This is a genomic window from Mucilaginibacter humi (genome assembly GCF_013087555.1).
In genome coordinates this window covers 1-21,352 of the sequence record NZ_JABFCR010000040.1, presented here as the reverse complement: position 1 = coordinate 21,352, position 21,352 = coordinate 1, and the positions used below count along the sequence as shown (strand labels likewise).

26 protein-coding genes and 6 pseudogenes are annotated in these 21,352 nt (G+C 42.8%); 19 read left to right on the top strand and 13 right to left on the bottom strand.

What is annotated here, in order from left to right:
• Positions 1-66 precede the first annotated feature (66 nt).
• The 4 genes and pseudogenes from HK413_RS09440 (at position 67) to HK413_RS22185 (ending at position 2,913) form a co-directional block, all read left to right on the top strand.
• A pseudogene (locus HK413_RS09440) lies at positions 67-771 on the top strand (response regulator transcription factor).
• A gap of 3 nt (positions 772-774) precedes the next feature.
• Positions 775-1,239: a tetratricopeptide repeat protein gene (locus HK413_RS09435; RefSeq protein WP_175270011.1), complete on the top strand. Its 465-nt coding sequence runs from the start codon at positions 775-777 to the stop codon at positions 1,237-1,239.
• Between the two features lie 145 nt (positions 1,240-1,384).
• Positions 1,385-2,410, top strand: a pseudogene (hemE, locus tag HK413_RS09430) (uroporphyrinogen decarboxylase).
• A 129-nt stretch (positions 2,411-2,539) separates the two neighbouring features.
• Positions 2,540-2,913: pseudogene (locus HK413_RS22185) on the top strand (CopD family protein).
• A gap of 62 nt (positions 2,914-2,975) precedes the next feature.
• Here HK413_RS22185 and HK413_RS09420 read toward each other — a convergent pair.
• The 4 genes from HK413_RS09420 to HK413_RS19840 are packed head-to-tail and all read right to left on the bottom strand — an operon-like array spanning position 2,976 to position 5,761.
• Entirely contained in the window at positions 2,976-3,557 is a 582-nt protein-coding gene (locus tag HK413_RS09420; RefSeq protein WP_175270010.1) for a GNAT family N-acetyltransferase, read from the bottom strand.
• Between the two features lie 20 nt (positions 3,558-3,577).
• Entirely contained in the window at positions 3,578-4,603 is a 1,026-nt protein-coding gene (locus HK413_RS21085) for an alpha-galactosidase (protein WP_317169433.1), read from the bottom strand.
• A 23-nt stretch (positions 4,604-4,626) separates the two neighbouring features.
• Positions 4,627-5,274: a glycoside hydrolase family 36 N-terminal domain-containing protein gene (locus HK413_RS19845; protein WP_317169431.1), complete on the bottom strand. Its 648-nt coding sequence runs from the start codon at positions 5,272-5,274 to the stop codon at positions 4,627-4,629.
• The gene (locus HK413_RS19840) at positions 5,261-5,761 is read right to left on the bottom strand and encodes a glycoside hydrolase family 36 N-terminal domain-containing protein (RefSeq protein WP_262886860.1); all 501 of its coding nucleotides are present in this window, start codon (positions 5,759-5,761) and stop codon (positions 5,261-5,263) included. The genes HK413_RS19845 and HK413_RS19840 overlap by 14 nt, the downstream gene beginning before the upstream one ends.
• A 185-nt stretch (positions 5,762-5,946) precedes the next feature.
• On the opposite strand from HK413_RS19840, the gene HK413_RS09410 reads away from it, so the two are divergent.
• From HK413_RS09410 to rpsJ, 10 genes and pseudogenes are all read left to right on the top strand, one after another.
• Complete coding sequence (locus tag HK413_RS09410; RefSeq protein WP_175270015.1) at positions 5,947-6,516, top strand: RNA polymerase sigma factor; 570 nt, start codon at positions 5,947-5,949, stop codon at positions 6,514-6,516.
• Positions 6,500-6,643 (top strand): hypothetical protein, encoded by a 144-nt coding sequence (locus HK413_RS09405; protein WP_175270009.1) that lies wholly within the window; start codon positions 6,500-6,502, stop codon positions 6,641-6,643. Before HK413_RS09410 ends, HK413_RS09405 begins: the two co-directional genes overlap by 17 nt.
• Complete coding sequence (locus HK413_RS09400) at positions 6,631-7,122, top strand: hypothetical protein (protein ID WP_175270008.1); 492 nt, start codon at positions 6,631-6,633, stop codon at positions 7,120-7,122. Before HK413_RS09405 ends, HK413_RS09400 begins: the two co-directional genes overlap by 13 nt.
• Positions 7,116-7,253 carry a hypothetical protein gene (locus HK413_RS09395; protein WP_175270007.1) on the top strand — a complete coding sequence of 46 codons (138 nt, stop codon included), beginning with the start codon at positions 7,116-7,118 and terminating at the stop codon, positions 7,251-7,253. The genes HK413_RS09400 and HK413_RS09395 overlap by 7 nt, the downstream gene beginning before the upstream one ends.
• Positions 7,254-7,289: 36 nt before the next feature.
• Positions 7,290-8,120 (top strand): outer membrane beta-barrel protein, encoded by an 831-nt coding sequence (locus tag HK413_RS09390; RefSeq protein WP_175270006.1) that lies wholly within the window; start codon positions 7,290-7,292, stop codon positions 8,118-8,120.
• Between the two features lie 76 nt (positions 8,121-8,196).
• Positions 8,197-9,194 (top strand): annotated as a pseudogene (locus HK413_RS17685) (ABC transporter ATP-binding protein).
• Between the two features lie 1,224 nt (positions 9,195-10,418).
• Positions 10,419-10,835: a 30S ribosomal protein S12 gene (gene rpsL, locus HK413_RS09380; protein WP_175270005.1), complete on the top strand. Its 417-nt coding sequence runs from the start codon at positions 10,419-10,421 to the stop codon at positions 10,833-10,835.
• Between the two features lie 78 nt (positions 10,836-10,913).
• Positions 10,914-11,318, top strand: a pseudogene (gene rpsG, locus HK413_RS09375) (30S ribosomal protein S7).
• A gap of 91 nt (positions 11,319-11,409) precedes the next feature.
• On the top strand, positions 11,410-13,521 hold the full coding sequence (gene fusA, locus HK413_RS09370) for an elongation factor G (protein ID WP_175270004.1): 2,112 nt from the start codon (positions 11,410-11,412) through the stop codon (positions 13,519-13,521).
• 113 nt (positions 13,522-13,634) lie between these two features.
• Positions 13,635-13,940 (top strand): 30S ribosomal protein S10, encoded by a 306-nt coding sequence (gene rpsJ, locus HK413_RS09365; RefSeq protein WP_022830652.1) that lies wholly within the window; start codon positions 13,635-13,637, stop codon positions 13,938-13,940.
• A 321-nt stretch (positions 13,941-14,261) separates the two neighbouring features.
• Here the strand turns inward: rpsJ and HK413_RS09360 are convergent, their stop codons facing one another.
• The 6 genes and pseudogenes from HK413_RS09360 to HK413_RS09340 all read right to left on the bottom strand — a co-directional run bounded on the left by HK413_RS09360 (position 14,262) and on the right by HK413_RS09340 (position 16,576).
• Positions 14,262-14,495: a hypothetical protein gene (locus HK413_RS09360; protein WP_175270003.1), complete on the bottom strand. Its 234-nt coding sequence runs from the start codon at positions 14,493-14,495 to the stop codon at positions 14,262-14,264.
• An 85-nt stretch (positions 14,496-14,580) separates the two neighbouring features.
• A pseudogene (locus HK413_RS19835) lies at positions 14,581-14,945 on the bottom strand (DUF92 domain-containing protein).
• A complete protein-coding gene (locus HK413_RS19830; protein ID WP_217452197.1) occupies positions 14,945-15,286 on the bottom strand; it encodes a DUF92 domain-containing protein in 342 nt (113 codons plus the stop codon). Before HK413_RS19830 ends, HK413_RS19835 begins: the two are co-directional and overlap by 1 nt.
• A 16-nt stretch (positions 15,287-15,302) precedes the next feature.
• Positions 15,303-15,650: a hypothetical protein gene (locus HK413_RS09350; RefSeq protein ID WP_175270002.1), complete on the bottom strand. Its 348-nt coding sequence runs from the start codon at positions 15,648-15,650 to the stop codon at positions 15,303-15,305.
• 89 nt (positions 15,651-15,739) lie between these two features.
• On the bottom strand, positions 15,740-15,958 hold the full coding sequence (locus HK413_RS09345; RefSeq protein ID WP_175270001.1) for a hypothetical protein: 219 nt from the start codon (positions 15,956-15,958) through the stop codon (positions 15,740-15,742).
• A gap of 288 nt (positions 15,959-16,246) precedes the next feature.
• On the bottom strand, positions 16,247-16,576 hold the full coding sequence (locus HK413_RS09340) for a hypothetical protein (protein WP_175270000.1): 330 nt from the start codon (positions 16,574-16,576) through the stop codon (positions 16,247-16,249).
• A gap of 132 nt (positions 16,577-16,708) precedes the next feature.
• On the opposite strand from HK413_RS09340, the gene HK413_RS17675 reads away from it, so the two are divergent.
• From HK413_RS17675 to HK413_RS09330, 3 genes are all read left to right on the top strand, one after another.
• Positions 16,709-17,314 carry a prephenate dehydrogenase gene (locus HK413_RS17675; protein ID WP_246230162.1) on the top strand — a complete coding sequence of 202 codons (606 nt, stop codon included), beginning with the start codon at positions 16,709-16,711 and terminating at the stop codon, positions 17,312-17,314.
• Positions 17,315-17,629: 315 nt separating this feature from the next.
• Positions 17,630-17,842, top strand: a complete 213-nt coding sequence (locus tag HK413_RS17670; RefSeq protein ID WP_246230160.1) for a hypothetical protein — start codon at positions 17,630-17,632, stop codon at positions 17,840-17,842.
• A 141-nt stretch (positions 17,843-17,983) separates the two neighbouring features.
• Positions 17,984-18,697, top strand: a complete 714-nt coding sequence (locus HK413_RS09330) for a hypothetical protein (RefSeq protein WP_175269999.1) — start codon at positions 17,984-17,986, stop codon at positions 18,695-18,697.
• A gap of 426 nt (positions 18,698-19,123) precedes the next feature.
• On the opposite strand, the gene HK413_RS21080 is transcribed toward HK413_RS09330, so the two are convergent.
• Complete coding sequence (locus HK413_RS21080) at positions 19,124-19,333, bottom strand: acyl-CoA thioesterase (protein ID WP_317169430.1); 210 nt, start codon at positions 19,331-19,333, stop codon at positions 19,124-19,126.
• Between the two features lie 42 nt (positions 19,334-19,375).
• On the opposite strand from HK413_RS21080, the gene HK413_RS09320 reads away from it, so the two are divergent.
• Both HK413_RS09320 and HK413_RS19825 read left to right on the top strand, forming a co-directional pair.
• Positions 19,376-19,627 (top strand): hypothetical protein, encoded by a 252-nt coding sequence (locus HK413_RS09320; RefSeq protein ID WP_175269995.1) that lies wholly within the window; start codon positions 19,376-19,378, stop codon positions 19,625-19,627.
• 161 nt (positions 19,628-19,788) lie between these two features.
• Positions 19,789-19,923: a hypothetical protein gene (locus tag HK413_RS19825; RefSeq protein ID WP_262886859.1), complete on the top strand. Its 135-nt coding sequence runs from the start codon at positions 19,789-19,791 to the stop codon at positions 19,921-19,923.
• On the opposite strand, the gene HK413_RS09310 is transcribed toward HK413_RS19825, so the two are convergent.
• Complete coding sequence (locus HK413_RS09310; RefSeq protein WP_175269997.1) at positions 19,920-21,053, bottom strand: rhomboid family intramembrane serine protease; 1,134 nt, start codon at positions 21,051-21,053, stop codon at positions 19,920-19,922. The genes HK413_RS19825 and HK413_RS09310 overlap by 4 nt on opposite strands.
• 47 nt (positions 21,054-21,100) lie before the next feature.
• Positions 21,101-21,352 (bottom strand): hypothetical protein (locus tag HK413_RS09305; RefSeq protein WP_175269996.1); only part of this gene is annotated, 252 nt, incomplete at its 5' end.

Sequence of the window (21,352 nt, the reverse complement as noted above, 5' to 3'; positions counted from 1 at the left end):
GAATTATAGCGAATTATCCTAATTCGTGTAATTCGCTTAAATTTGATTTAAATTAGTGTATATATTATGCAAAGCAAAAAAAGAATTTTGTTAGCCGAAGATGAAGAGCATCTTTTAGAAGCAATTAAACTTAACCTTGAATTAGAAGGTTATAAAGTATCAACCGCCAATAACGGTAAAAAAGCGTTGCAGATATTTAAAGAAGAACGCTTTAACCTGGTTATACTGGACGTAATGATGCCCGAAATTGACGGCTTTGTAGTAGCAGAAACTATAAGGTTGGAGAACTCTGAAGTACCTATCATGTTCCTTACCGCTAAAAACACCAACGAGGATAAAATAGCCGGACTTAAAAAAGGTGCTGATGATTACCTGACTAAACCGTTTAACCCGAAGAGTTGATCCTGCGCGTAAACAACCCGGGTAAAACGCAGCTTAAAAGGTGATGACCTTAAAGAGTTTAATAGCTATAAAATTGGCGATAAAACCATCCATTTTAACTCATTCGAACTGGTTAACGGCGATGGCAGCATCACCCCGTTAACTAAAAAAGAAACCATGTTGCTGAAGCTGCTGATTGAGCGCCGTAATGACGCAGTATCGCGCGAGCAAATTTTGGAAACTGTTTGGAACTATGACGTTTACCCGTCAACCCGTACTATTGATAACTTTATCCTGACGTTCCGTAAGTACTTTGAACCTGATCCTAAAAACCCGGTTTATTTCCATTCAATACGCGGTGTGGGTTATAAATTTACAGATCAGCATTAATTAATGTTTACTAACAGGGCACGCGTATTAGTTATAGGCGCTTTTGTTATTATGCTGGCAGTGGCTTTAAACTATAAAGTTTATGAAATAGCCGGTGTTACCTGCATGTTTATTTTGTTGCTGATATGGGGTTACTTTAAAGAAGGAACTATTGTACTGGCAGCAAAAGCATTTCATAACAAGGATTATGATAAAGCTGAAAGGTTATTAAAACAAGTGAGTAATCCTGACTGGTTAAGCAAAAAACGCCGCGGGTTTTATGAGTTTATATACGGAGGCGTTTGTCTGCAAAAGAACGAATATAACGAGGCAGAGAAGCATTATGAAATAGCGGCGCAGTATCCGTTACGATCAGCAAACGATCATGTGGCGGCATTGGTGCATGTGGCTAACATAGCCGTAAGGCATAATGATTTTGCAAAAGCCAAAGCCTATTTATCATTAGCCGATAAACACGAAGAAAAATAACAGCCAAGATGAAAGAGGTGATACGCCGCTTGCATTTGGAATTAGATAAGAAATAATAACTAAGAGACAAGAGACACGAATCAAGAGCCAAGATAGGTTGACTATCCTCTTGATTCTTGACTCTTGTCTCTTGACTCTAAAAGAAATGACAGATTCACTTTTTATAAACGCAGCATTTTCTAAACCAACTGAACGCCCACCTGTATGGATGATGCGCCAGGCCGGTCGTTTTATGCCGCAGTACTGGGAGATAAAGAACAAATATTCTTTCCTCGGAGATGTGCAAAACACCCGAAATAGCTGCGGACGTTACCATGTTACCGGTTGACCTGTTAGGTATAGATGCCGCTATTTTATTTTCGGATATCCTGGTTACCGGTGAAGCGATGGGTGGCGATTTAAGCTTTAGCCGGGGCGTGGGCCCTAAGTTTGCCAACCCGGTACGTACACAAAAGATATCGATAACCTGAATACAGCTTGCATTGGCGAACTGCAATATGTTGCCGACGCTATTAAAGTTATTCAACAGCGCTTAAACGGCAGCATCCCTTTGATTGGTTTTGCAGGGGCTCCGTTTACGGTAATGAGCTATTTGGTTGAAGGTGGATCATCAAAAGATTTTAAACTGACCAAACTGATGCTGCATAACGAGCCGGAAATGGCGCACGCATTGTTATCAAAAATAGCAACTGTTACGGCAGATTACCTGAACCTGCAAATTGCTGCGGGCGTAAACGCCGTGCAGATTTTTGACAGCTGGGCTCAGGCGCTGGCATGGGATGATTACACAGAATTCTCTCATCGTTACATTGCCGAGATTATCAGCAAACTGAACCGTAAAGATATCCCGGTTATATCTTTTTGTAAAGGCAGTTCGGTTTTCGCGCCGTTAATGGCCGAGGCTAAGCCTGATGTTATCTCAATCGACTGGAACGTTGATCTGTTAGATATTAAAAAACGTTTACCACAAGGTATAGCCGTACAAGGCAACCTTGACCCACATATTTTGTATGCTGATAAAAAAGTAATTAAAGAACGCATTTACCGCTTGTTCGACCGGATGAAAGGTGAGAACGGCTTTATATTTAACCCGGGCCACGGCATTATGCCGGATATCCCTTTTGATAATGTGAAGTACGCGGTTGAGGTGATAAAGGAGTTTAAGTATTAATTATTGACACGAATTGCACGAATTGTGGCTAATTACACTAAGTCGCCTCAATTCGTGTAATTCGAATAATTCGTGCCCATAGTGTATCAATATATTCTTGCCATACATATCATATTTGTAGTCTGCTGGATGGCGGGGCTGTTTTATATGGTGCGCCTGTTTATTTACCATACCGAAGCGCAGGATAAGCCCGAGCCTGCCCGTACTATCCTTTCAGAGCAATTTGAGGTGATGGAGAAAAAGCTGTGGTGGATCATCACCACCCCATCCATGTACCGGTATTAGCTGCCGGTATTACTATGTTATGTATTATGCCGGCTTGGCTGCATATGGGCTGGATGCATATTAAGCTTTTGTTCGTAGTTGGATTGGTCATCTATCATTTTATCTGCCAAAACAAAATGAACCAGATGCGCAAAGGTATCTACAAATGGACCTCCACTCAATTACGTCTGTGGAATGAATTAGCCACGCTTATTCTCTTCGCAATAGTTTTCCGGTAGTCCTTAAAAACTCGTTAAACTGGATTTTTGGTGTGGTGGGGATAATAGCCTTTTCTATCGTTTTAATGATGGCCGTGAAAATTTATAAGCGGTTTAGAGAGAGGAAATAAACTGGCTTTTTGCGATTTTAATACGTATGCTGATAGGCCGTCAGTATCCTCTTTACTCACAAATTCATTACCCTTATCTTCTTCAAACCCATTTCGCTTCAACAATTTTGCGCTCGCTTCATTATCAGGATGTGTCAATGCGGCTAATATCCGGAGCTGCAATTTATCAAAGCTATAATTAATAACCGCTTGCATTGCTTCATTCATGACGCCTTGGCCCTGTTGGTTAGGCATAAGCTCGTAACCCATCTCGGCCATATTCTTTTCGGCATTGAAATTCCAGAGGCATATCGTACCTATCAAACCCGGCGGGTTTTTTAAGCTGATTGCCCAGTATGTAGCATCCGCCTTAATTATCTTATCAATAAATGCTTGTGCATCAGCTACTGTTGTGGTTGGCGGCCTGTCAAGGTACCGGTTAACCAACTCGTCCGAACGTAATTTTAACAAGGCATCCGCATCATCGCTATTCAACGAGCGTAACACTAACCTATCCGTTTCAATAACAGGAAAAGAGGCAGTATCTGTTTTCATTGCTTATGGATTATCCATACCTACTTCTTCTCCTCAATACTAACCACTACACTGGCACGATCGCCTGCGCCAACTGCCGGGTTAATACCAACAGTCATTAAAAACTTGCCAGAGTAAGTGCCGCCGGGTATTGATGAACGCTGCCCCGGCATCATGTTAACTTCTTTAATGGTATACATTTTATCATCCTGTAAACCTTTTAAAGTTATGGGCCGGATAGTGCCTGAACGATAGCGGTTGCTCACCAGATAGTTAAACATAATGGCTTTGCTTTGGTCAGGATCGACATACATTACCGATGCTACATCATTTTTCCATGGATCCTGCAGGCGGTACTGATCGCCGTGCCATATCGCTTCCGAATATTGTTTGTACAGATTAACCGCACCTTGTGCATAAGTTAATTCTTCAGGCTTTAATTTAGCCACCACAATATCAAAACCTAACTTACCCATCATAGCCACATCAGTGCGGAACTTGATAGGCTGTTTACCCCAATCGGTAACGTGGTTTGAATTGGTTAGTGCAGGGTAGAAGTAGGAGTATTCCCATTGGATAAACACGCGCTCCAGTGGATCGGTATTATCGCTGTCCCAAAACTCGGTAAAGTATTTTAGCGCGCCGTAATCAACCCGGCCGCCACCGCCCGAGCATAGCATCAACGGCACTTTTGGATATTTTGCTCTGATACGCTCTAACACTTTATACAAGCCAAATACATAATCGGTATAAAAATTACCCCGGTGCGCTATGGTAGCAGAGTTAGCATTAAATATAACTGAGTTGCAATCCCATTTAATATAAGCCAGCGTCGGGTTTTTTGTGAACAGGTCGTCAACAATATTATATACAAAATCCTGTACCTTTGGATTTGTTAAATCCAACACTAACTGATTACGCATGTAATACTCTGGGCGCTGCGGTTGTTTAACTACCCAGTCCGGGTGTTTTTCGTACAGCTCGCTTTTAGGGTTTACCATTTCCGGCTCAATCCAAATTCCGAATTTCACACCCGCTTCGGCCGCTGTTTTAGTTAAATAAGCAATACCGTTAGGTAGTTTGGTTTTGGTTACTTCCCAATCGCCCGGCCAGATTTATCACCGTTCCGTGGGTACTTGTTACCAAACCAACCATCATCCAATAAAAACAGATCGACACCTAAGCTTTTGGTGGTTTTTAATAGCTCGGCAAGTTTAGGTTCATTAAAATCAAAATAGGTCGATTCCCAGTTATTTAATAAGGTCAAACGGGGGCCTTCGCCATCGGCAATTTTATATTTACGAGCCCAGCTTTGCAAGCTGCGGCTGGCTTCGCCTTTACCTTTATTACTTAGGATGTATACAAATTTAGGGGTGATAAATTCGGTATTAGGTTTAAGTGTATAATCAGCCGCATGGTTGTTAATACCGGCAATTAACCGCAGGTTATTGTTAGGATCAACCTCGAAATCGATTTTATAGTTGCCGCTCCACTCCGGGTTGCCGTAAAGTACTTCGCCTTCATCTTCGATAGCGGGTTTGTTGAGCGATACCATAAATACCGGCGGTTGGAACAGATCAGCACGGGTACCCAATTTGCTATCCGGGGTTTTAATACCATGTGACAGTTTTTCTTCTTCAGGCTTCATCTCCTGCGCCCATTCGCCGTGGTAATGGTTTAACCAATAACCGTTGTTTTGCAGATACAAGTTAGCCGAAGCATATTTATTTAATACCACGTCCTTTTTTTTCGTGATGTTTAATTACGGTCCACTGCTCGGTAACGTTTTCTTTGATATAGGTTTGATAATTTAAGGTTACGTCGAAATTATAGACCGAGTCGCGCAGGTTAATGCTTACCAGTGTGATATTATCGCTGATCTTTGTTGTGGTGTGATCAATATACTTTAATGCTAACGATCTGTTGCCATCAGCATGGGTAACTGCCAGCGCAGGTTCTAAAATATCAATACTACCTGCGGTAGCGTAAGCCATATTAGCCTCGCCGGTATGCGAGATATAGCGGTATTGTTTAGCAATGGCTGCATATTCAGTTTGGTTGGCCAGCTTTGTGCCGAAGTATAGTGCGTTCAATTGTTTTTTAGGGGTTACCTGTAAAACCAGTGCGTTTTTTTGCGATTCGACCGCTACAATGGTTTGTGCTTTAGCTGTAAAAATGTTTGCAGCTAATAAAATAACAGGGACTATCCTTTTTATAATTGTCATGCTTATATTGGTTATTATGCTTGATTGGAAATTGGTTCGGGCTAAGATAAAAATATTTATAGCAATGCAATATCTTCAATATTAGCTATGTATTAAGCTTATTTACCTTTATTTAACATCAATTTAAAAAATATTTGTAACGCCATGCAACCATTTGCTACTAAGTAACATCTTACCTTTAAATGATGTTACTGAAACCTACTTATACAATTGATGAACTAATAACCCGCTGTAAGGCTGGCGAACGTAAAGCGCAGGAGCTGCTGTACAAGCAGTTTGCTTCTAAAATGCTGGGTGTTTGCATGCGCTACGCGGTTGATAAGATGGAGGCAGAGGATATGTTGCAGAATGGGTTTATGAAAGTATTTAAAAAACTGGATGACTACCGGGGTGATGGCGCATTTGAGGGATGGGTGAGGAGGATAATGGTACATAGCTCGATAGAGTATTATCGCAAGCATCATAAAATGGTACAGGTGATGGACGTTGCAGAAATGAGCAACGAGCCATCAGTTAACCCCGCAGCGATGGCAAATATGGGCGTTAAGGACCTGATGAATATTATTCAGCAACTACCGCCCGGTTACCGGATGGTGTTTAACCTTTATGCGATAGATGGTTATTCGCACAAGGAAATTGCCGAAATAGTTGGCATAACAGAGGGAGCCTCAAAATCACAACTATCAAGGGCACGCACAATATTAAAAGAACAGGTTTTAAAAATGGAGGAAAAGAAATATGGATATGCAGGATAAGGAGTTTGATAAGATTTTTAATACGAAGTTTGAAGACTTTGAAGTTGAGCCATCTGCAATGGTATGGGATAACATTGCCGGCGAACTGGATGGAAAAAAGCTAAACCAGCTATTATGCCCTGGTTAAGCATTGCGGCAACTGTGTTGGTGGTACTTACTGCAGGCATACTATTCCTGCAAAAAACAAAATCAACCGGTGATCAGCCTAAAGAAAATAAATTGGTTGCAAGCCGTGTTGAACCTGCAAAAACAGTAACACCTGTACAATCGGCTGAAACCGTTATTGCTAAACCGGCAGCTCATGTTGCATCAACAGTAAACCATCTACATAATGTTATACCATCGGTAAATAATACACAAGGCCAGCTTAACAATACTACCGAGTCTGTTGTTAAACCAACAGAACCTGTAAAGAATGATCAGCAGCCATTAATAGCCGCTGTGCCAAACCCTGCATCTACCCATGTAAGTACAGCAACCGTTCCGGATGTTACGTTAGCGCCCAAAATGCTGGATGCTGTACCACAAGTTGATAAACCGGTAATGGCAACACAATCTGCTGCACCTGCTAAAAACGCGGTATACATAACCTGGGCGGATTGGTAAATGCATTAATGGCTAAGATTGATAAACGCGAAGACAAACTGATTGAGTTTAGCGACAGCGATGACGACGAAAATGGCTCAGACCTTACGGGCGTAAACCTTGGACTTATAAAAATTAAAAAACAACAATAATAAAAGCTACTTATACAATCTAAATATACACTTAACATGAAACGTTTAATAATAGCCACATTACTATGCGGCGTGACAAGCCTTGGCCTTGCGCAAAAAACTACTACAACTACTGTTACCACTACCACAATTAACGGTAGTGATACAACAAAAACAACCAGCACCACTACTAATAGAACCAAAGTTACTTTTGGTAGCGATTTCAGGGCAAAAAGAGATAGCCTGCGCCATGACCGTAAACGATCAGGTTTTAACTTCGGGCTTACTTTTTCAAGGTTTGATCTGGGGCTGACTACGCTTATTGATAATGGCAGTTTTACCCTGTCGCCTGCAAATGATTTTTTAAGCTACCGCTCATGGAAATCAAGCAACGTGGGTTTTGACTTAGTACAGTTTGGTTACCGGTTTACACCTAATTTTAAAATCTATTTATCAGGTGGTTTTGATTGGACGTTGATCCGCCTGCGCAAGGACATTACCATCCAACGCGACGCGCCGGTTTTAACCTATGTAAATGATCCCATCCATTACAGTAAGAACCGTTTTGGGGCAACCTATGTAAGGATCCCATTATCCTTCGAGATCAGGAGCAAGGAGTATAGCGATGGTAAACGTGCCCGCTTTGTATTTGGCCCGGAAGCCGGCATATTAACCGGAGCACGTGTTAAGCAGATAAGTGAAGAAAAAGGCAAGCAAAAGCTGGATGACGACTATCATTTTGCCAAGGTACGCTACGGCGCGTTTGCCCGCCTTGGTTACGGTGGTGCAGGTTTCTATGCCAAATACTACTTCAACGATATGTTTGAGAATAGCCCCGCGCAGAAAGGTTTGAAGAACTTCGCGGTAGGTGTAACCTTTGGGTTTTAATAAACAACCAAATCTATATATAAATGCAAGGGTCCCGGGTTACCGGGACTCTTGTTGTTTTAGCTATATTTGCAACATGACAGATACACCCTTTTTACAAACCTTAGCTGTAACCAAAACCTATCCCGGCGAACGGCTGGCAGGTGTAAAAAGCATAAACCTGACCATACAACCGCAAAAGATAACGGCTATAATTGGCGAGAGCGGCAGCGGCAAAAGTACCTTGCTGAAGTTGTTGTTCGGCTTGTTATCTCCCGACGACGGCCGCGTGCAGTTTAAAGGCGAACGCATTTGGGGGCCCGAGGAGAAACTGATACCCGGCCACGACGCCATGAAGATGGTTACCCGGGATACCGACGGCCTGAACGTTTATGCCAAAGTATGGGACAACATAGCCGTACTGTTACCCAATACCGACGTTGCCACCAAGGAACAACGTACTATCGAGGTATTGAAACAACTAAACATCCTACACCGGCTGATAAGCAGGCCTTCTTTTTAAGCGGTGGCGAGAAGCAGCGCGTAGCTATAGCCCGCGCCCCGGCAACCCGCCCCGAAGTGCTGTTGCTTGACGAGCCCTTTAACCAGGTTGATACTTCTTTCCGCGAGGGGTTACAGCAGGATATACGGCAGGTGGTGCATGATACCGGGTTAACGGTGATCATGGTATCGCATGATCCGGCCGAGGTACTGTCTATGGCTGATGAGCTGATCGTGCTGAAAGATGGCGAGATCATTGAGGCCGGTAGTCCTAAGTCACTCTATCAAAACCCGCAGAACCTATATACTGCCAAGCTGCTAACCAATTGCAATGTAGTAAGTGCCGAAGATGCCGCGCATTTTGGTATCAACGCAAAGGCCGGGCATGTGGTTATCTACCCCGAATGGGCCGCGCCCACCAATAGCTGGACGCGTAAGGACTTCACCGTAAAGCAGGTCTTGTTTAAGGGCAGCTATGAGGACCTGTTAGTTGAGAAGGATCATATCACCCTGCGCTTATTAAATGATACACCCGGCAAATACCGTATTGGCGATAAGGTGCATATTAAGATCAATAAATACCTTGATTTTTAATCAGTTAACCTGTGTGTTGTTTCATGTGTGTATGACACAGATGAAACAAGTGAAACAACATTTCGACGCAATAAGCTGACGAATAGTTATTTGCGAAAATGGCGTGAAACAAAATGAAACAAATTTTAGGGCTTAATTTACTGAATATTAGCCCGTTAAAGAAAATAATGTTTGTTTAAACATGTAAGCATGCCTGAAACACATCGCTGCCAATCTTCTGGAAGAAAATGCCCCTTCGCTAGCCAGGTAAAACCCACAGCCGGTATTTTGCTATAGCCCATCATTACAGGCAAAATACCGGGCTATCCCACCTCACAAAACCATCATCGGTTTTACCTGGCTGCGCTTCGAAGCTTATTACTGCCGGCACCCTAAAACCGACAGCTATGTTATAATTAGGCACTTCAAAAAGCAGAATATCAACAACCCACCCAACCCCATTCTGCTTAATAACTATTAACTGACAGTGATCTAATTCTGTTAGTTTGAACAAATATAATTATATTTCTAATTTATATTATATCGTTTTAGTTAAATACGTTAAATTTTATGGTTTGGTTTTACCAGATTAAAACAAATTTACATTTAGGTGCATTTTACCTGTATAAAACATCACCACTATGAAAACAAAACTATTTCGCTTCGTAATGCTTGGAGCATTACTGGCCATGTTAGGCACAAGTTGTGGCGCCATGCGCGATGCGCCGAAACCACCGGCACCGCCAGCGCACCCGGCACCTTAATAAAAATGCCCGCTTTAATTAGGCGGGCATTTTTATTTTAATTACTAACGTGAGATGTCCGTCCGCAACCTACCCGAACAAGAAAAACAATCGGACAAAACCTGCGCTACTCACCGCTGTTATCCGCCTTGTCATCCTGAGCAAAGCGAAGGATCTTATACACGCGATAAGTAATCGGCGATCTATCTATCATACAATAACCCGGCCCGCCTTCTACCAGGCGGGAACGCCATTATTTGATATTCCTGATTTGTCATGCTGAGCAACGAAGCATCTGCAAACTATGTTGTAAAACTTTGCAATAGCCGCCCGGCAGATCCTTCGCTGTGGCTCAGGATGGCAAACTTATTTTTATTACAGAAAATAAATTCACTTAACCTCTTGAAAATCACAAAATAACTCCGTACTTTTGCAGTCCCTAAAACTGCCCGCCAATGAAGGGGGCAGGGGGACTTTAAAAAAACAAACAAGAAAAGCAAGAATGCCTACTATCAATCAATTAGTTAGAAAAGGTAGAGTAGCTCTGGTTGACAAGAGTAAGTCGCCAGCGTTGGACAGCTGTCCACAGCGAAGAGGAGTGTGCACCCGTGTGTATACCACTACCCCTAAAAAACCAAACTCAGCAATGCGTAAAGTTGCCCGTGTGCGCTTAACCAATGGTAAAGAAGTAAATGCTTACATCCCCTCGGGCGAAGGTCACAACTTACAAGAGCACTCTATTGTGTTGATCCGTGGTGGTCGTGTTAAAGACTTACCTGGTGTACGTTACCACATCATCCGTGGTGCGTTAGATACTTCTGGTGTTGCCGGTCGTAACCAACGTCGTTCAAAATATGGTACTAAACGCCCTAAACCAGGACAAGCTGCTGCAGCCCCTGCAAAAGGTAAAAAGAAATAATTAAAGGAGGATAGTAACAATGAGAAAATCGAAACCAAAAAAAGAATCCTTCTTCCTGATCCAAAATTCAATGATGTTTTGGTAACCAGGTTTGTTAACAACATGATGTTTGACGGTAAAAAATCAACCGCTTACACTATATTTTATAACGCAGTTGATATTGTTGAGAAAAAAACCAGCGAAAGCGGTTTAGAAACCGGAAAAAGGCTTTAAACAATGTTATGCCTGCAGTTGAAGTTAAAAGCCGCCGTGTTGGTGGTGCTAACTTCCGGTACCAACCGAAGTAAGACCAGAGCGTAAAATTGCTTTAGGTATGAAATGGTTAATTAGCTATGCCCGTCGCCGTGGCGAAAAACCATGATGGAGAAATTAGCAGGCGAGATCATATCGGCAGCTAAAGGTGAAGGTGCAGCAGTTAAAAAGAAAGAAGATACGCATAAAATGGCCGAGGCTAACAAAGCGTTCTCACACTTTAGGTTTTAATTAGTGAATTAATGAATGGGTGAATGAGTGAATGGTGAGTAGTTAAATATTCACTCGTTCGATCATTCGCTTATTCACTCAATAAACAAACATGTCAAGAGATCTTAGATATACAAGAAATATAGGTATTGCCGCCCACATTGATGCCGGTAAAACCACTACTACCGAGCGTATACTTTACTATAGCGGCGTTAGCCACAAAATAGGCGAGGTACACGAAGGTGCTGCTACCATGGACTGGATGGCGCAAGAGCAGGAGCGTGGTATTACCATCACTTCGGCTGCTACCACAGTTAACTGGAAATACCGTGGCCACAATTACCACATGAACATTATTGATACACCGGGACACGTGGATTTTACTGTAGAGGTAAACCGCAGCTTACGTGTATTAGATGGTTTGGTGTTTTTGTTTAGCGCGGTTGATGGTGTTGAGCCACAATCAGAAACTAACTGGCGCCTTGCTAACAACTATAACGTTGCCCGTATTGGTTTCGTTAATAAGATGGACCGTAGCGGTGCCGACTTTTTAAATGTTGTTAAACAGGTTAAAACCATGTTAGGCAGCAACGCTGTACCATTACAGTTACCTATCGGTGCCGAAGAAAACTTTAAAGGCGTGGTTGATTTGATTAACTGGAGAGGTATTGTTTGGAATGAGCACGATAAAGGGATGACCTTTACCGAAGTGCCTATCCCTGCTGATATGGTTGACGAAGCAACAGAGTGGAGAGAGAAATTATTAGAATCGGTTGCTGAGTATGACGAGAGCTTAATGGAGAAATTCTTTGACGCTCCGGATACTATTACTGAGCGCGAAGTGCTTGATGCTTTACGTAAAGCGGTATTAGATGCTAAAATAGTACCAATGGTTTGCGGTTCGTCTTTCAAAAACAAAGGTGTACAAACCATGCTTGACTATGTGATGGAACTGCTTCCTTCACCTATGGACGTTGAAGGTATTGTTGGTACCAACCCTGATACTGGCGAGGAAATATTGCGTAAACCTGATGTTAAAGAGCCGTTTGCAGCTTTAGCGTTTAAAATTGCTACCGATCCGTTTGTTGGTCGTTTATGCTTTATCCGTGTTTACTCTGGTAACCTTGAAGCTGGTTCGTATGTGCACAACATGCGTTCAGACAATAAAGAGCGTATCTCTCGTATCTTCCAAATGCACGCTAACAAGCAAAACCCAATCCCTAACGTGGGTGCAGGTGATATTGCTGCGGTAGTAGGCTTTAAAGATATTAAAACAGGTGATACCCTTTGCGACGAGAAACACCCTATCATACTGGAGTCAATGAACTTCCCTGACCCGGTTATCGGTTTAGCTATCGAGCCTAAAACTCAGGCTGACGTTGATAAATTAGGTATGGCTTTAGGTAAACTTGCCGAAGAGGATCCAACCTTCCGTGTAAACTCTGACGAAGAGACCGGCCAAACTGTAATTAGCGGTATGGGCGAGCTTCACTTAGATATCATCATGGACCGTTTGAAACGTGAGTTTAAAGTTGAGGTTAACCAGGGTGCGCCACAGGTAGCTTACAAAGAGTCTATCACCGGTACTGTACAACACCGCGAAACTTACAAGAAACAAACTGGTGGCCGTGGTAAATTTGCTGATATACAGGTTGTATTATCACCAAATGACGAAGGCAAAGAAGGTTTGCAATTTGTTAACGAAATTAGTGGTGGTGCTATCCCCCGCGAGTTTATCCCATCTGTACAAAAAGGCTTTGAAGCTTCAATGGCAAATGGTGTGTTGGCAGGTTATCCTTTAACCAGCTTAAAAGTGCGCTTGATTGATGGTTCATTCCACGCTGTCGATTCGGATGCGTTATCATTCGAGTTAGCTGCTAAGATGGCTTACCGCGAAGCATTGCCAAAATGTAAACCGGTATTGCTTGAGCCGATCATGAAGATCGAGATCTTAACACCTGAAGAAAACATGGGTGACGTTATCGGTGATATGAACCGTCGTCGTGGCCAGCTTTTAGGTATGGACTCACGCGCAGGTTCGCAGGTAATTAAAGCTACTGTACCACTTTCAGAAATGTTTGGTTATGTAACCCAGTTACGTACCATCACATCTGGTCGTGCTACTTCAACCATGGAGTTTGATCACTATGCTGAAGCACCACGTAACGTACAGGAAGAAGTAGTTGCTAAAGCAAAAGGCAAAAAAGCTGCTGCTAACGCGTAATTAAAGATTGGTTGATTGGTGCTGCCGAGATTAGTTACCAATCAACTTTTTAAATAAATAATCAGACCGCCCTAATAAATAGCTCTTAGGAACGGTCATCAAACAAAAACAAAATGAGCCAAAGAATCAGAATCAAATTAAAATCTTACGATTACAATTTGGTTGACAAGTCAGCCGAGAAGATCGTAAAAACAGTAAAGCCAACAGGCGCTGTAGTTAGCGGACCGCTTCCGTTACCAACCGAAAAGAAAATTTTCACTGTTTTGCGTTCACCACACGTAAACAAGAAAGCACGCGAGCAATTCCAATTATGTTCTTACAAACGTTTATTGGATATCTACAGCTCAAACTCAAAAACTGTAGATGCGCTGATGAAGCTTGAATTGCCAAGCGGTGTTGAAGTTGAGATCAAAGTGTAACTGTACCGGAAGATCTGAAAATATAAAAAGCCATTCGAGTAATCGGGTGGCTTTTTTGTTGAGCTACAGTTGTTTAATGCCTATCGCGTATTGGCTTTGCGCGCAGGCTTGCCCCGCTCTTTGGCCGCGGGGGCCAGTTACTTTTTGTCTTGATACAAAAAGTAACCAAAAACTAAGCGTAGCGATCTCATGAATACCTATTAAAAACAAATAATAGATGAATAAAATCAAGTCAGCCCGATCACTTCCGCCCGCAAGGCCATACTCCCGGCCCGGCGTGCTGACAGGCCTTTACGCTTGTTTTTGATTGCTCGTTTATTACTAAAATCTTGGTAAGTACCCTAAAACCGTCATACGGGCAGCTTCGGGCGAAATCAGGTAAAACAAAGTGGGCCGTGCGGTGGCAAAGGCATTGGTAATTTTGCCTGAAGGGGTAGCCTTGCGCGACAACAGGCGGCAAAAGGACCGGGCCTTAGGTTTTAGCTGATTTGCAGCGCATAAGGCCTGTGCGGCAAAGAAGCCTCCCGTATGACTTGATTTTTGGTTACTTTTCATCAAGGAAAAGTAACTGGGGCTCCGCGCCCAAGAGCGGGACAAGCCTTGCGCGCGAAGGCCTAAATGAAGCGATAGGTTTAACAGGCTAACCCGCCATCAACCAGCAAACCCCAGCCCCAACAGCCGTATTCAAAAAATTAACCACATTATTACTGATAAGCCCTTTACGCTCCAAAGCAGCGCCTAAAACAGAATCAACAAGGTTGCCGGTAAACCCTGCCAGACATATCCAGCAAAAGCCAATCCCCCAACCAAAACTTATGCTGTAAACAGTAGCGATAAGCATTGCGCCCATCAAACCTATCAGCGTACCTTCAATACTTACTACACCATCCCTACCGGGTTCTTCTTTTTAAAGGTGAGAATGTTAAAGAAGCCGCGGCCATACACCATACCCAGCTCGGACGATAATGTATCGGCAGTGGCTGCTGCAAAACTCCCGGCTATCATTAAAGATAAGGTAGTTGCATATTCGGGATATATCCGGTAGCAGCGCCAAGTAAAGCGGCAACGCCACCATTGGCTAATACCTGTCCGGCGGTGCGTCGCCCCTTGTTTTCTTCGGCTGCGCCTATGGCTACTTTTTTAGCTACCTGCCATTTGGTTGCCCATATCGCTACAATGAAAAATGCAGCCAGAATAAGTAAGCCGGTTAGCCCAGCGCCTTTGTACATTAACGCGCCTACTATGGCGCCGGTTATAGCACCGGCAAGGGTAAGTTTTTTGGCGGTGTAACTAAAGGCGGAGCCAAGTAATAAAATTAAATAAATAATGATTTCGGCTATAGACATGATCTATTCCCCGGATTTAAAAAATCCTGCCAAACACCTTCCAACTCATCAACCAGTTCGGTCCGGATGGAGATCCCCGACGCCTGCGGTGTCCAGTCTGCGCGGCAAGGTTGCCGGTTTTTAATATGTCAAGGGTGAGGATTTGTTGCTTATCAGGATTTAGCAAAACATCTATAGCTATAGTGATACGATGGTAATGCCTGCCTTTGCGAAATGCCAAATACGGTTCGGAAGCTATAATGCCCGATGCAAAGATGCCTTTAGGCTCAACCCCTACGCGAACGATGTAGGCCCTGTCGCCGGGTTGGATGGTCTTGTGGCTGGCAACGCTCCAATTATCTTCCAGTTTACCGGTATCGGCCAACTTTTTAATATCGTCGTCCAGATCGGCCCATTCAAATTTTAAGGGGTTCCAGCCAAAAGGTAAGCTTTCATAATATTTGAGCCACGCGGCTATCCGCGTCCCGTCAATTCATCAAGCTTATTGCGTTCGGTTTGTAGTTCGCGGGCCAGTTTCTTTTCCTTCTCGTTTGCTTTAGCTTTATAAGTTTTAAATTCTTCTTCCAGTTCGTTATATAAGGTGGTGCGGTAAGCAGCTTCCTTGCGTGCACCACCTGATCGTGCTAACACAACACCCGCAATAGCGCCGACAATCAAAACTAATCCCCACATAATAATATTATAGGTTGATTTAGCTAACGCTATACCCGAAACCTATGGTGTCGGTTTGCGATAAAGTTTGCTCTTTTGCAGCTACATCAGCTTTAAGACTGGCAATATTTTTATGTTGTTCGGCAATTGTATCGTTCGCCGCTTTTAACTGGCTGCGGGTATTTTTTAACGTGTCGGTAAAGTTCTTCCATATGGCATCAACAAAAGGTCGCTGGTAATTATAAACCTTGGTTAACAGGTATTGGTATTGGCCGTTAAGGCTTTTGTCAACCCGCGCCGGCGCAACTGCTACGCTGTCTGTTTTAATAGGCGGGGGCTAGTAGCTACAGTTGTTGATGGCTGTACAGGCTGTGCTGCTGCTGTAGCTTTTTTTAAGCTATCAGCTTTTTGCTGAGCCCTGAAAGTTTTGGCATACGTGCCGTAGCCATATCTGCTATAAGGCCTGCCGGTTTTAGGGTTAATAGGTATTGCACCCGGCTTGGCAGCCGTTATTATCGGTTTGGTAACCGTTGTTTTTTTAACCGTAACTTTTTTAACACTATCCTGCGCTTTAACAGTAGTTATACAAATTGTAAGTGTTAATAACAGGGATAGTTTCAACATGAAATTGTTGTTCATAATTGTAAAATTAGGCAATGATATATTAAAAAAACAGTAAAAAAATGCTTTTGTTGCGTTTTTAGGGTATAATCGGCTCAGCTAATGTAAACCTTAATACGCATTTTTGCTAAGCATAGTTATATTAGCAGAATGAATATTGGAATTATTGGCTTAGGCGATATGGGGCGTTTATACGCCAAAGCTTTTTCAAAAGCGGGATATATCGTAGCAGGCTGCGACTTGCCGGCTAACCGCCGGCAGCTTGAAGAAGAGCTTGCACCTTTTAATATCAAGGTATTGGATAGCGGTAAGGAGATCTCTGAAACCAGCGACCTGATCATCTATTCTGTCGAGGCCGAAAAAATTGCTAAAGTAGTTGCCGAGTTTGCCGCCTATACCAAACCGGGTGCTATTGTAGCCGGGCAAACATCCGTAAAAACACCCGAGATTGAAGCCTTTGATAAATACTTGCCGGCAACCGCGCAGATCATTACTTTCCACGGGATGCACGGGCCGGGTTTTGAGCCAAAGGGACAAACGTTGATACTAATACCGCATCGTGCGGATGAAACCGCAAAACAACGCATGCTTGACCTGTTTAATGCCATAGGATCGGAGATAGTTGAGCTGGCCGATTACCATGAGCATGATAAAATTGTAGCCGATACGCAAGCTGTAACCCACGTTGGTTTTGAAAGTATGGGTACCGCGTGGAAGGCCGCCGGGTTTTTCCCCGGGAAAACGCTTCTTATATAGGCGGTATTGATAATGTAAAGATCCTGACCACGCTGCGCATATTTAGCTATAAAGCGCACGTATATGCCGGCCTAGCCATAATGAACCCGTATGCCCGCCAGCAGGTGAGGCAATATGCGGTATCCGAGTCGGAGTTGTTTAAATTGATGATCCAGAAGAGGAAGCCGCCTTCCGCGAACGGTTATACCGCGCGCGCGATTTTGTTTTCCATGAAAGCCGCAAGCCAATTATGTTAAATGATAAGGTGATGAAGGAGTTTAGGCTATCGCAAAATCATGATCTGCAAAACCAAACTCGCATCTAAGTATACTAAGTATGGTTGACGCCTGGTACCATTTGGGTGTTAACCCGTATGATAACCTGATCTGCCAGACGCCGCCATTCCGCCTGCGTTTAGGTATTGCTGAATACCTGTTTAAGGACGAAGAACTGTTAGAAGAATCTATCCGGCCGCGCTGTATGATAAAACAATCCGTGGCGACGATCTGGAGTTTCACTCGGCCGTACGCGAGTGGTCGTCCATTATAGGCTATGGCGATATGGAAGGCTACAAAAAGCACTTTAACGATGTGCAGGCTTTCTTTAAAGATCGGTTGCAGGAAGGAAATAAACAAAGTGCGGAGTTGATTAGGAGATTGATGACGGAGTAAGACAAACCATCGCGTTAGCATGAAAGATTTTGGCACCAAATTTCAACTGATTATTCGTCCCTTCCTTGTCATCTTTATTTCGGTAATTTGCCTTTACTCATTTTTTCATTGGTGGTTCCTTATAAAAAATGAGGGGCTGATTATTGATGAAGCGATCGCCAATTTCGCAATACCATTAGTGATATCGGTTGTGCCGGTATTGATGTATTTACTCCCACGCATAAAACTACTTGATCTTACCAGTAGAAAAGGAAAAAATCCTGTAGCAGGATATGTATTAATGGCTTGCATTGCCATTGCTGTTCCAACAATGATAGCGCAGGTATACCTGATAACAGCAACAGGCGAGCTAACCAGCTTAACGTCTATCAATCAAATATCGGCGCTGCCTAAAACAAAATATTATACGCTTAAGTCTCTTTATATCGATAAACAGCAAGCGCGACCCAAAACAGATATAAACATTAGCGGTAAGCACAATACTAATTACAACATGGCTGTTTATATGCCCTGTCCAATTTTTGATGTTAAATACGCGAGGCACAAGCCCGACACTTTAAAGCTTTTAGCCTGGCTTGGCATCAAATATCAGAAAACCATAAGTAACCGGTCATCTGCGCACGATAAACAATTGGCGTTTGATAGCTTTGTTAAACAAAGCCAGGACGATTTTGATAAACGTGATCTGACAAAATTCTCGTACTGGATCGTATCGGCCCTACCAGAGAATTAAATGATTATGGGGATGCTATCACTTTTTCAGGAGCTTACAATGTTCCGTTTATAGTGTTAGTGCCCAGATTTGGCCGTTTCGGGGATAGAAATGGAAATATGCTTTTTTGGCTTATTGCTGCTGTAAGCATTGCTTCGCTGGTATTTATACTAATGATAGTTTCTGCGCCTTTAAAAGATGAGGCGATAAATAAGCAAAGCACCGGATATGTCTTTGAGTCTTATAAATTAGATCGGTAGGCGGGCGATTACTCCCGCAACCGCTCGTCTGTATATGTTATCTCGGTACGACCATGTTTAACGGGTTTGCCATTCTCGTCAACGCTTACAAAAACTATCTCATCAATAGTTAATATAGTTTTTTGGGTGATCTTGTTGCGTACATGGCAGGTTAAGGTGATAGAGGTATGCCCAAATTTAGTGGCTTTTATACCCAGCTCAATAATATCCCCCGGTTAGCCGAATTTATAAAGTTAATTTCGGACATATATTTGGTAACACAGCCATTGGTGCCTAATTGTATAATAGTATATATAGCAGCTTCCTCATCAATCCAGGCCAGCAGTCTGCCGCCAAAAAGTGTTCCATGTGCGTTAAGGTCTTCGGGTTTAACCCATTTGCGGGTGTAAAAGTTCATCTATCAGTTATTTTATAAATACAAAGGTATATATTTGAAGCTATGCCTTATAACCTTAAACCATTTACGCTGTTATTAATTATCAGTTTTACTTTATTAAAGCCAACTCACGCGCAGGTTGCTAACAGCAATATTCATTATTTGACAGATACCACCGTAAACTTTAACGCCCTCATCGGCCAGTTTAAAAACAAGGTTATTTATGTTGATGCCTGGGCAACCTGGGTGTGTTCCTTGCAGGCAAGAGCTTCAGCGGAAAAAAGAGGTGCAGGCATTTGCCAATTTCGCCGCTAAAAATGATGTAGTTATATTATATATATGTTGCGATAAAGATGGCAGCAAATGGAAGCAATATATCAAAGCCAACAACCTAGTTGGATATCACTTTTTAGTTAACGAGGCGGTGACTAAAGATTTCCATACCACGCTATCCCGTACAACTACGGTCAAGAGTGATGAAAAGAAGCTTTTACATGCCCCGTCACATTATTATTGATAAAAATGGTGCTGTTGCCGATAGCAGCGCAGCCGAGCAAGGCAACGCTAAAGTTTATGCTACATTAAAGAAATTATTGGCTAAAGCCGATTAATTTTCACCCTCAACAACCTTGCCCCATTCTACGCGCAAATCATTTATATTTTGGGTAGTCTTGCTAATCTTGCCGCGATATTTAACCTGGTCCTTATCGCGAAACTCTTTATATATTAATGTATACAATTTACATTCCTCCAGCAGCAGGCGCGATTTTACGTTGGCTATCTTTTTTTGCTTTTTAGGAAGCGTTAAATGGTCCATTTGTATAGCCACCTTTTTTAAAGTATCAATATGCGGCAATCCGGTATGTGTAAATACTTCGGAAAGTGTATCGCGATTGTTAGTGTAGTTGCCGTAAAAGTCTGTACGTAATGAGTCGGATAGTTTTTCGCTCAGGCGGCTTAGTTTAGCAAAATCTTTGAGCTGATATATCGGCGCGAATTGCAGACATAGCCCGGTATATACTATAGTCAGCGCTACAGGTATGACTGTAATTAGTTTGTCCCGGTAAGTTTTTAATCCCCAATAAGCTATCAGCCCAAATAAGTAACCTGCTATCAATCCGCCCAAATGTGCAGCATGGTCAATCCGTTTGCCAAATGGTATAATATGATAGCCCACAAAAATAGCGGTACTTATTAACAATGCCCTGCGCGCGTTACCCTCATAAAATTTAGTGCTTAGCAAGGCAAGCAGTATCCCGAATAATCCGAATATCGCGCCCGACGCGCCCGCTGCTATCCCTTGGTCGTGCCATACTACCGACGTTATGCTGGCGCAGATTCCGGTTAATAAATAAAGCGACAGGTATTTCCAACGGCCCAACTTACTTTCAAGCAATGAGCCGATATATATTAATACTACCATGTTACCGGCAAGATGCATAAACGAGAAATGTAGAAACGTATTGGTTAACAACCGCCATACCTGCCCGTTAAGCACTTGGGTACGGCTGCTAAAGCCAAGCGATAAATAAACATCGTTCAAACTATTTATAAAGTTTCCCGGGCCATGGCCATGATGCTTACCCGCATTTGTAAACAGTATCATCATCAAAACCATCATTACCACATTACTAATAACATATATAGCTATATTAGTTAATACCAGTATAGGCGTAATAAAATAGTTTTGCTTCGGTATAAATGCTGACAGGAACTCCCGCAACCTTTCTTTATAACCCATAGGCGGGTTATCTAAATTAATAAACTGGTTTTCGGGTATACGGTCTATCAGTTCTGGGTAGTTTCCTGTAGGGTATCTTTCAGGTGATACTCCACATATTCAATCTCGCCGTTAAGCAGCAGTTCAAGATTCTTTTCGTTCTTGCCGTAGTCCGTAAAAAAGCCCTGGTAGCCTACACACTCGCTTTTAATAACGGCGGTATTATTAACTATACGTACCGCTACTTCTTCGGCATAGCTTTCCCACGAGATAGGAGTGTAGCCTATAATACCATCCCTGCCGAAATACCCAATGCGCCA

Excerpts from the sequence above, each read along its gene's own strand:
- HK413_RS09435 (WP_175270011.1), top strand. The coding sequence starts at position 775 with ATGTTTACTAACAGGGCACGCGTATTAGTTATAGGCGCTTTTGTTATT.
- HK413_RS09420 (WP_175270010.1), bottom strand. The coding sequence starts at position 3,557 with ATGAAAACAGATACTGCCTCTTTTCCTGTTATTGAAACGGATAGGTTA.
- HK413_RS19840 (WP_262886860.1), bottom strand. The coding sequence starts at position 5,761 with ATGACAATTATAAAAAGGATAGTCCCTGTTATTTTATTAGCTGCAAAC.
- HK413_RS09410 (WP_175270015.1), top strand. The coding sequence starts at position 5,947 with ATGTTACTGAAACCTACTTATACAATTGATGAACTAATAACCCGCTGT.
- HK413_RS09405 (WP_175270009.1), top strand. The coding sequence starts at position 6,500 with ATGGATATGCAGGATAAGGAGTTTGATAAGATTTTTAATACGAAGTTT.
- HK413_RS09400 (WP_175270008.1), top strand. The coding sequence starts at position 6,631 with ATGCCCTGGTTAAGCATTGCGGCAACTGTGTTGGTGGTACTTACTGCA.
- HK413_RS09390 (WP_175270006.1), top strand. The coding sequence starts at position 7,290 with ATGAAACGTTTAATAATAGCCACATTACTATGCGGCGTGACAAGCCTT.
- rpsL (WP_175270005.1), top strand. The coding sequence starts at position 10,419 with ATGCCTACTATCAATCAATTAGTTAGAAAAGGTAGAGTAGCTCTGGTT.
- fusA (WP_175270004.1), top strand. The coding sequence starts at position 11,410 with ATGTCAAGAGATCTTAGATATACAAGAAATATAGGTATTGCCGCCCAC.
- rpsJ (WP_022830652.1), top strand. The coding sequence starts at position 13,635 with ATGAGCCAAAGAATCAGAATCAAATTAAAATCTTACGATTACAATTTG.
- HK413_RS09360 (WP_175270003.1), bottom strand. The coding sequence starts at position 14,495 with ATGAAAAGTAACCAAAAATCAAGTCATACGGGAGGCTTCTTTGCCGCA.
- HK413_RS19830 (WP_217452197.1), bottom strand. The coding sequence starts at position 15,286 with ATGTCTATAGCCGAAATCATTATTTATTTAATTTTATTACTTGGCTCC.
- HK413_RS09345 (WP_175270001.1), bottom strand. The coding sequence starts at position 15,958 with ATGTGGGGATTAGTTTTGATTGTCGGCGCTATTGCGGGTGTTGTGTTA.
- HK413_RS09340 (WP_175270000.1), bottom strand. The coding sequence starts at position 16,576 with ATGAACAACAATTTCATGTTGAAACTATCCCTGTTATTAACACTTACA.
- HK413_RS17675 (WP_246230162.1), top strand. The coding sequence starts at position 16,709 with ATGAATATTGGAATTATTGGCTTAGGCGATATGGGGCGTTTATACGCC.
- HK413_RS17670 (WP_246230160.1), top strand. The coding sequence starts at position 17,630 with ATGGTTGACGCCTGGTACCATTTGGGTGTTAACCCGTATGATAACCTG.
- HK413_RS09330 (WP_175269999.1), top strand. The coding sequence starts at position 17,984 with ATGAAAGATTTTGGCACCAAATTTCAACTGATTATTCGTCCCTTCCTT.
- HK413_RS21080 (WP_317169430.1), bottom strand. The coding sequence starts at position 19,333 with ATGAACTTTTACACCCGCAAATGGGTTAAACCCGAAGACCTTAACGCA.
- HK413_RS09320 (WP_175269995.1), top strand. The coding sequence starts at position 19,376 with ATGCCTTATAACCTTAAACCATTTACGCTGTTATTAATTATCAGTTTT.
- HK413_RS19825 (WP_262886859.1), top strand. The coding sequence starts at position 19,789 with ATGAAAAGAAGCTTTTACATGCCCCGTCACATTATTATTGATAAAAAT.
- HK413_RS09310 (WP_175269997.1), bottom strand. The coding sequence starts at position 21,053 with ATGGGTTATAAAGAAAGGTTGCGGGAGTTCCTGTCAGCATTTATACCG.